Here is a 9,095-nt window from a genome sequence, read left to right on the forward strand (position 1 = left end):
CGGGGCCTCAGGCGGGCTGCTCCCCGTTGGCATCGAGCACATCGCCTGCAAGGTAGAGCGAGCCTGCGATCAGGACAATTTCACCCGCCGGATCGACGCTGATCCGGCGCAGCGCGTCTGCAACCGATGCCGCTGCCCTCGCGTCCGCGCCAAAGGCATCCGCCGCATGATGCTCGTGCCCCGGCACGGGGACCACGGTCAGGCTGGCGAGGCGATCCGCCAGCGGTGCGACGATTGCCGCGGGATCCTTGTTCGCCAGCATGCCGGTGATCAGGTGGATGCGCCGCGGTTCGGCCGCAAACCGCCGGGCCAGCGCAAGACCAGCGTCCACGTTATGCGCGCCGTCGAGCCAAATTTCGGTGCCATCGGGGACCAATGCGGCGAGCGGTCCCGCGCCGAGCAACTGCATACGGCCGGGCCAGAAGGCGGCGGCAACGCCGCGCGCGATATCTGCGTCGCCAGGCCGCGGTTCGGGCGCCAGGTAGAGCATTGCGATCGCCAGTCCTGCGTTGCGCATTTGGTGCGCGCCGGCCATGCGCGGGCGCAGCGGCCCGTCGACCGAGCCCAGTTTCGACGACCAGCGAAAAGCCTCGGCATCGGTGTCGATCGTCCAGCCGTCGCCTTCGGGGAACAGCGTGGCGCCGACCGAGGCGACCTTCGCGGCAATCGTGTCGCGTAGGAGGGGGGGGTAATCGAAGGTCGCAACGGGCGTGTCGGGCTTGATGATCCCGGCCTTTTCCCATGCGATGCGCGCCGCAGGCTCGTCCGGTGTGCCCGTTTCGGGTTCGAGCAGGAACGCCTCATGGTCGATGCCGAGCGACGCGATGCCCGCGACCGCGGGGGGCGGGATGATGTTGGTGGCGTCGAGCCGCCCGCCAAGCCCGACCTCGATAATGCAGTCATCGGCGGGGATGCGGGCAAAGGCAAGGAAGGCGGCGGCCGTGGTCACCTCAAAGAAGCTCGCGCGCAGCCCTTCCGCTTCGTCGAGCACCTCTTCGAGCAGCGCCGCAAGCAGCGCGTCGTCGATCAGCGTCCCGGCAAGGCGAATGCGTTCGTTGAACCGGACGAGGTGCGGGCTGGTGTAGCTGTGGACGCAGCGCCCCTGCGCTTCGAGGATCGCGCGCAGATAGGCACAGGTCGATCCCTTGCCGTTGGTGCCCGCGACATGGAAGGTGCGTGGGAGCTGGAGCTGTGGATTGCCGAGGCGCGCGCAGAGTTCGGCGATGCGTTCGAGGCCGAGGATGTCGCGGCCGGGCGATAAGGCGGCGAGACGATCGAGTTGGGTCTGGACCGCGGGGTTCGAGGAGTGGGCGTGGTCGGGCATTGTTGAGCCTATGTCTTCGGGCCTCTCTCGCCTTCGTCATGCCAGACTTGATCCGGCATCCATTCCCGCGCCGCCGAATGGACCCCGGATCAAGTCCGGGGTGACGAAAACACTTGTGCCGGTTGCGTCGGCCTAAGCCGCCTTTTCGGGCGCCAGATAGCCGATCAGCCGCCCCAGCGTTTCGGGCAGCTCCTTGCGGTGCACGACCATGTCGATCATCCCATGGTCGAGCAGATATTCGGCGCGCTGGAAGCCTTCGGGCAGCTTTTCGCGGATCGTATTCTCGATCACGCGCTGGCCCGCGAAGCCGATCAGCGCCTTGGGCTCGCTGATCTGGATATCGCCGAGCATCGCATAGCTCGCGGTGACGCCGCCGGTCGTCGGGTCGGTCAGCAGCACGATATAGGGCAGGCCGGCGCGGCGGAGGCGCGCGAGCGCGACGGTCGCGCGCGGCATCTGCATCAGCGACAGTGTGCCTTCCTGCATTCGCGCGCCGCCCGCGGCGGTAATCGCGATATAGGGGACGCCGCGCTTGATCGCGTTCTCGACGCCCGCGACGAAGGCTTCGCCGACCGCGACCCCCATCGAACCGCCCATGAAGGCGAAATCCTGCACCCCGATCACGACGCCTTGGCCCGAGATGCGGCCAAAGGCGTTCTGATAGGCGTCGCGGTCGCCGGTCTGCGCGCGCGCCGCCTTGATACGATCGACATATTTTTTGGTGTCGCGGAATTTGAGCGGATCTTCGGGTGCCGCGGGCGCGGCGATCAACTCGTGCAGCCCGCCGTCGAACAGCTGGGCGAAGCGTTCGGTGGCGCCGATGCGGTCGTGATGATCGCAGCGTGGGCAGACGTTGAGATTATCTTCCCATTCCTTGACGAACACCATCTGCTGACACTGGCGGCATTTGTGCCACAGATTGTCGGCGGTATCGCGTTTGGCGGTGAAGGGCAGGGCGTTGCGAACGCGGTCGAGCCAGCTCATGCGGCGATCTCCTTTGCGCCGTGAATAGCATCGGCGAGTGAGCGGGTGAAGGCCTCGACATGCGGCGCCGCAGCGTCGCCATGTTCGGCGATGATGTCGATGAAGGCCGATCCGACGACGACGCCATCAGCGACCTTGGCGATCTGCGCGGCCTGATCGGGGGTCCGGACGCCGAAGCCGACCGCGACGGGCAGGTTAGTGGCGGCTTTCAGGCGCGCGACGGCTTCGTCGATGCTCGCCTGTGCGGCCTGTTGCTGGCCGGTGATGCCGGCGACCGAGACATAATAGAGGAAACCGCCCGCGCCATTGAGCACGGCGGGCAGCCGCGCGGTGTCGGTGGTCGGGGTGGCGAGGCGGATCAGGTCGACCCCGGCGGCGCGCAGCGCGGGGCCGAGTTCGGGGTCTTCCTCGGCCGGAACATCGACGCAGATGACGCCATCGACGCCGGCCTTGGCGCATTCGGCCGCGAACCAGTCACCGCCACGGATCGTCATCGGATTGGCATAACCCATCAGCACGAGCGGGGTTTCGGGATGGCGGCTGCGGAAAGCGGCAGCGATGTCGAAGATGTCGGCGGTGGTCGTGCCCTTGGCGAGGCTGCGCAGGTTCGCCTGCTGGATCGCGGGGCCATCGGCCATCGGATCGGTGAAGGGCATACCCAGCTCGATCACATCGGCGCCCCCCGCGACGAGCGCATCGAGGTTCGCGGCGGTGTTGCCGTCGCCTGCGGTGATGAAGGCGACGAGCGCGGGGTGGGGTTTGGCGAAGGCGGTGGTGAAGCGGGTCATTCGGCCCTCTCCCCTTCAGGGGAGAGGGTTGGGAGAGGGGGATGGCCGACAAACAGCGCAAGCTGCGTCAGCACGCCTTCCATGTTCGTCATCACGTCGAAATTAGCAAATCTAATCACCCTGTAACCCTGTTCCTCGAAAAATACTGTCCGCGCCCGATCGTAATCTTCCTGAAATCCATGCGTATCGCCATCGACCTCGACAACCACCATCGGATCTCTCGCGGAGAAATCAGCGATGTATCGCCCAATAACCTTCTGTCGGCGAAACTTGATGCCGTGAAAGCGCTCGGCGCGAAGCTGGAACCAGAGGCGGGTTTCAGGTTCAGTCTGCTCGCGCCGCATCTTCTTTGCGAATTCGATCAGCCTCCAGTCCCGCATTCGTTCCCCTCTCCCAACCCTCTCCCCTGAAGGGGAGAGGGCCTTTATAGCTTAACCTCCAAGGCATCGGCGACCGTCGCAATATCCTTGTCGCCGCGCCCCGAGCAGTTGACGATGATGATCTTGTCCTTGTCCAAAGTCGGCGCGATGCGTTCGGCGGCGGCGATGGCGTGGGCGGACTCTAGCGCGGGAATGATGCCTTCGAGCTTGGTGAGCTTCTGGAAACTTGCGAGGGCTTCGGCATCGGTGACGGGTTCGTAGCGGACGCGGCCGATGTCGTGGAGCCAGCTATGCTCGGGGCCGATGCCCGGATAGTCGAGCCCCGCCGAGATGCTGTGCGCCTCGGTGATCTGGCCGTCCTCATCCTGCAACAGATAGGTCTTGTTGCCGTGGAGGATGCCGGGCTTGCCGCCCGCGAGGCTGGCGGCGTGCTTGCCGTCCAGCCCTTCGCCCGCTGCTTCGACGCCGACGATCTCGACGTCCGTGTCATCAAGGAAGGGATGGAACAGGCCGATGGCGTTCGATCCGCCACCAACGGGGGCGATCAGCATGTCGGGCAGGCGGCCCTCGGCTTCCAAAATTTGCGCGCGCGCTTCGTCGCCGATCACCGACTGGAAATCGCGTACGAGTTGCGGATAGGGGTGCGGCCCGGCGACGGTGCCGATGATGTAGAAAGTGTCGTGGACGTTCGCGACCCAGTGGCGCAGCGCCTCGTTCATCGCATCCTTCAGCGTCTTGGCACCGCTCTCGACCGCGACGACTTCGGCGCCGAGCAGCTTCATGCGGAACACATTGGGCTGTTGCCGCGCAACATCGACCGCGCCCATGAAGATGGTGCAGGGCAGGCCGAAGAGCGCCGCGACGGTCGCGGTCGCGACGCCATGCTGGCCCGCGCCGGTTTCGGCGATGATCTTGGTCTTGCCCATCCGTTTGGCGAGCAGGATCTGGCCGATGCAATTGTTGATCTTATGCGCGCCGGTGTGGTTCAGATCCTCGCGCTTGAGATAGATTTTCGCGCCGCCGAGATGATCGGTCAGTCGCTGCGCCAGCCACAGCGGGCTGGGGCGACCGACATAGTTTTTGAGCAGGTCGTCGAACTCGGCCTTGAACGCTGGGTCGGCCTGCGCGGCGCGATAGTGACGCTCGAGATCGAGGATCAGCGGCATCAGCGTTTCGGCGACATAGCGGCCGCCGAACTGGCCGAAATGGCCGCGATCGTCGGGGCCGGAGCGAAGGCTGTTGGGCAGGGTTGGGGCGTCGGTCATCGTCATATCCATCGGTTACGGGTGGGCATTCACTTGAAGATCAGGTCTCAAGCGATCAGCGCCATCGTTTTCCGATGCGCAGGACGAGGGGGCGCAGCGTGGTCATCTGCCGACCGCTTTAAGGAAAGCGGCGATCTTGTCCACATCCTTGACGCCCGGCGCGCTTTCGACCCCCGAAGAAACATCGACGAGCGGGGCCCCGGTTTCGGCTATTGCCTGTGCGACATTGGCCGGTGTCAGCCCCCCGGCGATGCCCCAATCCATGATGTGCCGATGGTTTTTGAGAAGGGACCAATCGAAACGCGTGCCCGTGCCGCCGGGCAATGCCGCGGCGGGTGCATCGAAAAGGATGCGATCGGCGATCCCGCGATATTGCTGGATGCGCTCAAGCGTTCCAGCGTCCTTCAGGCCGACCGCCTTCCAGATTTCTGCGGGCGCGAGCCGTTTCACGACGGCCAGCCATTCGGGGGTCTCGCTACCGTGAAACTGGATGACGTCGGGACGCACCATGCCGAGCGCATCGCCGGTCAGCTGCTGCGAAGCGTTGACGAGCAACAGGGCCACTTTGACATGCGGTCCCGCGCGCTTGCGCAGCTCCGCCGCGGTCTTGAGGTCGACGTGGCGCGGGCTCGGCTCATAATGGACAAGGCCGATATGCGTGGCGCCATGGCGAATGGCGGCGTCGACCGTTTCGGGCGTCTTCAGCCCGCAGATTTTGACGAGAGGGAGCATGGTCGCTCTTTGCTCGTCAATTGGCATAGAGGCAACCGCCGATATGGGGGGTATTGGCAGTTGTCATCATTATGCTAGGCTTCCCTTAAAGGGGAGGGCGCGATGTACCGGATATTATTGGCTTTATCATGTCTTTGTGTCGCGGCCTGCAATCCGGCGAACGCCACCGCTGAACTGGCTGCTTCCGAAAAAGCCGTCGCGGCCTTTCACGCTTCTGCGAACGCCGGCAAATTTGACGATATCTATTTCGGGTCAGCAGATGAAATGCAGAACTCCGCCGATATTGTGGAATTTGAGGAGTTTCTCGGCGTCGTTCAGCGAAAGCTTGGCAACGCAGGAAAATCCTCCCAGCAGGGATGGCGCGTAAACTACGGAAATGGCGCAACGCTCATCGTGCTCAATATGCAAACAAAATATGCCAAGGGCGATGCCGTCGAAACCTTCACCTTCAAATCGTCCTCGAAGGGCCCCATGCTTGTCGGCTACAACATCCAGTCGCAAGCACTGATTATGAACTGAGGCCTGCTATTAAAGCGTCGCTTCGATCTCGCGCGCGGCGAGGTCGGGGTCGGCCGACTGGCTGATCGGGCGGCCGACGACCAGGATCGAGGCGCCATCGCCCATCGCTTGTGCCGGCGTGACGACGCGCTTCTGGTCACCGATCTTGCCGTTCGCGGGACGCACGCCGGGGACGACGAAAAAGCCACCGGGCCACGCTTTGCGTGCCGCTTTCACTTCGTGGCCTGAACAGACGATGCCATCCAGGCCGGATTCGCGCGCCAGCGCCGCTAGGCGCACGACCTGGTCGTGCGGTGTGCCGCCCACACCGATATCGTCGAGGTCTGGCGCGTCGAGGCTCGTCAACACGGTGACCGCAACCACCTTGGTATTGAGCCCCGCCGCCGCCTTCGCTTCTTCGAGCATCGCGCGGCCGCCGGCGGCATGGACCGTCAGGATTGCGGGTTCGAGCGGGCGCAGCGCCTGAATTGCTTTCGCCACGGTGTTCGGAATGTCGTGGAGCTTGAGGTCGAGGAAGATCGGCAGGCCGAGCTTCGCCATTTCATGGACGCCGTGGTGGCCGTTGGCGCAGAAAAACTCGAGGCCCAGCTTCAAACCGCCGACATGGCGCCGCACCTTTTGCGCCAGCGTCAGCGCGGCGTCGAGGTGCGTCGTGTCGATGGCGAGATAGAGCGGCGATGTCATGGCTTGTCCGTCGAAAACAGATCGGTGGGTGCGGGGGGAATGTCGTTGACCGGCGCAGTCGGCGTCACCTCGACCGGCCGATTGGCGAGCGCCCGCAGATCCGCCGCCTGCCGCTCGCTGGCGTCGAGGCGGCGTTTCATCGACCATCGCGTGGTGCGCAGCGCGACCCACATCGGCACGCTGCCGATCAGGAAGGAGGTCAGGATCAAAACCGGCAATTTGGTGTCGAGCACTTGCCCGGGCCAGATTGTCACGGTGACCGGAATCCAGTTCGCCATGGCAAAAATGACGAGAACAGCGGTCAGCAACACCCAGATGATCGTTCGCAGCATGCCCACTTCGTCTTGCTCCTCTGTCGGTCCGGCGCCGACCCTATGACAGATTGCCGAACGATTCCAGTCCGGGGCTATGCCGCCCCGAACACCCGATCGAAGATCGTATCGACATGCTTCATATGATAGCCAAGGTCGAACAGGGCGGTCAGCTCGTCGGCCGACAGCTTTGCCGTGACGTCGGCATCGGCCTTCAAAAGTTCGAGCAGCGAAAGCTGGCCGTCCGAATCCCACACTTTCATCGCGTTACGCTGGACAAGGACATAGCTTTCCTCGCGGCTGGCGCCCGCTTGTGTCAACGCAAGCAGGACACGCTGCGAGTGGACGAGACCGCCCATGCGATCGAGATTCTTCTGCATCCGCGCAGGATAGACGAGCAGCTTGTCGACGACGCCGGTGAGCCGCGCGAGCGCGAAATCGAGGGTGATCGTCGCGTCGGGACCGATGAAGCGTTCGACCGACGAATGGCTGATGTCGCGTTCATGCCACAGCGCGACATTTTCCATGGCGGGGATCGCGGCGCTGCGGACCATGCGCGCAAGGCCGGTCAGATTTTCCGTCAGCACCGGGTTGCGTTTGTGCGGCATCGCCGACGAACCCTTCTGGCCCGGCGAGAAATATTCTTCGGCCTCCAGCACTTCGGTGCGCTGGAGATGGCGGACTTCTACCGAAAGGCGCTCGATCGAAGAAGCGACGACGCCGAGCACGGCGAAGAACATCGCATGACGGTCGCGCGGAATGACCTGCGTCGATACGGGCTCGATCGCGAGGCCCAGCTTGGCGGCGACATGCGCTTCGACGCGCGGGTCGATATTGGCGAAGGTGCCGACGGCGCCCGAGATGGCACAGGTCGCGATCTCGGCGCGCGCAGCCTGGAGCCGCAGCTTGCAGCGCGAAAATTCGGCATAGGCCTCGGCAAGTTTCAGCCCGAAGGTCACGGGTTCGGCATGGATGCCGTGGCTGCGGCCGATCGTGGGGGTCAGCTTATGTTCATAGGCGCGGCGCTTGATGGCATCCAGCAGCGCGTCGAGGTCGGCAAGCAGGATGTCGGCCGCCTGGCTGAGCTGCACCGCAAGGCATGTGTCGAGCACGTCGGAGCTGGTCATGCCCTGATGCATGAAGCGGGCTTCATCGCCGACATTTTCGGCCACCCAGGTCAGGAAGGCGATGACATCATGCTTGGTGACCGCCTCGATCGCCTCGATGGCGGCGACGTCGATCACGGGATTTGTGGCCCACCAATCCCACAACGCCTTGGCCGCCGATTTTGGCACGGTGCCGAGTTCGGCAAGGGCGTCGGTCGCGTGCGCTTCGATCTCGAACCAGATGCGAAAGCGATTCTCGGCCGACCAGATCGCCGTCATTTCCGGCCGTGCGTAACGCGGAACCATTGAATTTCCTTCCTTTTCGGGCGGCTTGTCGCGGAATCCCCGCGAAACCGGGTCGGGGCGCCCCGTAGCAGGGACGGGGCGTTTCGCCAAACCCCGCGCATCCGCAACTTAGCCGAAACATGGCGGGTTGCTTTTATGCCCCATCAGAAAGGCGACAGGTCGCAGCATCCGCTGAACGTCGCCGGTACAGGAGAATTAATGTGTTGAAACAAATGCTTTTGGTCGGCGCTGCGGCGGTCAGCTTCCCCGCATTCGCTCAGACGACCGCTCCCGCGGAAGACACGGCCCCGACGACGCAGTCGCAGCCGTCGCCGACCGACGCGCCAGCCCCTGCGCCGGGCGAGAAGCCGACCGACGACCAGAAGCCCATGGATGACCATATGGATGACAAGGCGCCGACCGAAGACGCCGTTCCAACCGACACCCCGCCCGCGGCTGAACCGGCCCCTCCGGTCGACCAGCCTGCTCCGGATGCCGAACCCAACCCGGAATCGGAACCGGAATAACCCCAGACTCAGGAGATAGATGATGTTGAAACAGATGCTTTTGATCGGTGCCGCCGCTGTAAGCTTCCCGGCACTGGCGCAGACGAGCGCACCTGCCGACCCCACGGCGCCGCCGACGGCTGGCGAACCGGCTCCCGATACGGCGACCACGCCGGTCGATCCGGCCCCGATGCCCGACGCATCGACCCCG

At 64.3% G+C, this 9,095-nt stretch carries 11 protein-coding genes; 2 read left to right on the forward strand and 9 right to left on the reverse strand.

Features of this window, described 5'->3' with window-relative positions:
• Nucleotides 1–7: 7 nt before the first annotated feature.
• The 6 genes from A3E77_RS10155 to A3E77_RS10180 form a co-directional block, all read right to left on the reverse strand.
• Nucleotides 8–1,324 (reverse strand): bifunctional folylpolyglutamate synthase/dihydrofolate synthase, encoded by a 1,317-nt coding sequence (locus A3E77_RS10155; RefSeq protein WP_293645538.1) that lies wholly within the window; start codon nt 1,322–1,324, stop codon nt 8–10.
• A 132-nt stretch (nt 1,325–1,456) separates the two neighbouring features.
• Nucleotides 1,457–2,308: an acetyl-CoA carboxylase, carboxyltransferase subunit beta gene (gene accD, locus A3E77_RS10160; protein ID WP_293645540.1), complete on the reverse strand. Its 852-nt coding sequence runs from the start codon at nt 2,306–2,308 to the stop codon at nt 1,457–1,459.
• Nucleotides 2,305–3,096 carry a tryptophan synthase subunit alpha gene (trpA, locus tag A3E77_RS10165; RefSeq protein WP_293645542.1) on the reverse strand — a complete coding sequence of 264 codons (792 nt, stop codon included), beginning with the start codon at nt 3,094–3,096 and terminating at the stop codon, nt 2,305–2,307. Before trpA ends, accD begins: the two co-directional genes overlap by 4 nt.
• Nucleotides 3,093–3,476, reverse strand: coding sequence for an endonuclease domain-containing protein (locus tag A3E77_RS10170; RefSeq protein ID WP_293645544.1), 384 nt, complete (start codon nt 3,474–3,476; stop codon nt 3,093–3,095). The genes trpA and A3E77_RS10170 overlap by 4 nt, the downstream gene beginning before the upstream one ends.
• 44 nt (nt 3,477–3,520) lie before the next feature.
• Nucleotides 3,521–4,741: a tryptophan synthase subunit beta gene (trpB, locus tag A3E77_RS10175; protein WP_293645546.1), complete on the reverse strand. Its 1,221-nt coding sequence runs from the start codon at nt 4,739–4,741 to the stop codon at nt 3,521–3,523.
• 102 nt (nt 4,742–4,843) lie between these two features.
• Nucleotides 4,844–5,473 (reverse strand): phosphoribosylanthranilate isomerase, encoded by a 630-nt coding sequence (locus A3E77_RS10180; RefSeq protein WP_293645548.1) that lies wholly within the window; start codon nt 5,471–5,473, stop codon nt 4,844–4,846.
• 102 nt (nt 5,474–5,575) lie between these two features.
• Between A3E77_RS10180 and A3E77_RS10185 the strand changes: the two genes are divergently transcribed.
• A complete protein-coding gene (locus tag A3E77_RS10185) occupies nt 5,576–5,992 on the forward strand; it encodes a hypothetical protein (RefSeq protein ID WP_293645550.1) in 417 nt (138 codons plus the stop codon).
• A 9-nt stretch (nt 5,993–6,001) separates the two neighbouring features.
• Here A3E77_RS10185 and pyrF read toward each other — a convergent pair whose 3' ends face one another.
• The 3 genes from pyrF to purB form a co-directional block, all read right to left on the reverse strand.
• Nucleotides 6,002–6,676, reverse strand: a complete 675-nt coding sequence (pyrF, locus tag A3E77_RS10190) for an orotidine-5'-phosphate decarboxylase (RefSeq protein WP_293645552.1) — start codon at nt 6,674–6,676, stop codon at nt 6,002–6,004.
• On the reverse strand, nt 6,673–7,008 hold the full coding sequence (locus A3E77_RS10195) for a LapA family protein (protein ID WP_293645554.1): 336 nt from the start codon (nt 7,006–7,008) through the stop codon (nt 6,673–6,675). The genes pyrF and A3E77_RS10195 overlap by 4 nt, the downstream gene beginning before the upstream one ends.
• A 74-nt stretch (nt 7,009–7,082) precedes the next feature.
• On the reverse strand, nt 7,083–8,399 hold the full coding sequence (gene purB, locus A3E77_RS10200; protein WP_293645556.1) for an adenylosuccinate lyase: 1,317 nt from the start codon (nt 8,397–8,399) through the stop codon (nt 7,083–7,085).
• Nucleotides 8,400–8,599: 200 nt separating this feature from the next.
• Here purB and A3E77_RS10205 point away from each other — a divergent pair, with 200 nt between their 5' ends.
• Nucleotides 8,600–8,905 (forward strand): hypothetical protein, encoded by a 306-nt coding sequence (locus A3E77_RS10205; RefSeq protein ID WP_293645559.1) that lies wholly within the window; start codon nt 8,600–8,602, stop codon nt 8,903–8,905.
• Nucleotides 8,906–9,095 lie beyond the last annotated feature (190 nt).

The sequence above is a fragment of the Sphingopyxis sp. RIFCSPHIGHO2_12_FULL_65_19 genome (genome assembly GCF_001830555.1).
Classification (GTDB): Bacteria; Pseudomonadota; Alphaproteobacteria; order Sphingomonadales; family Sphingomonadaceae; genus Sphingopyxis.

Excerpts from the sequence above, each read along its gene's own strand:
- A3E77_RS10155 (WP_293645538.1), bottom strand. The coding sequence starts at position 1,324 with ATGCCCGACCACGCCCACTCCTCGAACCCCGCGGTCCAGACCCAACTC.
- accD (WP_293645540.1), bottom strand. The coding sequence starts at position 2,308 with ATGAGCTGGCTCGACCGCGTTCGCAACGCCCTGCCCTTCACCGCCAAA.
- trpA (WP_293645542.1), bottom strand. The coding sequence starts at position 3,096 with ATGACCCGCTTCACCACCGCCTTCGCCAAACCCCACCCCGCGCTCGTC.
- A3E77_RS10170 (WP_293645544.1), bottom strand. The coding sequence starts at position 3,476 with ATGCGGGACTGGAGGCTGATCGAATTCGCAAAGAAGATGCGGCGCGAG.
- trpB (WP_293645546.1), bottom strand. The coding sequence starts at position 4,741 with ATGACCGACGCCCCAACCCTGCCCAACAGCCTTCGCTCCGGCCCCGAC.
- A3E77_RS10180 (WP_293645548.1), bottom strand. The coding sequence starts at position 5,473 with ATGCTCCCTCTCGTCAAAATCTGCGGGCTGAAGACGCCCGAAACGGTC.
- A3E77_RS10185 (WP_293645550.1), top strand. The coding sequence starts at position 5,576 with ATGTACCGGATATTATTGGCTTTATCATGTCTTTGTGTCGCGGCCTGC.
- pyrF (WP_293645552.1), bottom strand. The coding sequence starts at position 6,676 with ATGACATCGCCGCTCTATCTCGCCATCGACACGACGCACCTCGACGCC.
- A3E77_RS10195 (WP_293645554.1), bottom strand. The coding sequence starts at position 7,008 with ATGCTGCGAACGATCATCTGGGTGTTGCTGACCGCTGTTCTCGTCATT.
- purB (WP_293645556.1), bottom strand. The coding sequence starts at position 8,399 with ATGGTTCCGCGTTACGCACGGCCGGAAATGACGGCGATCTGGTCGGCC.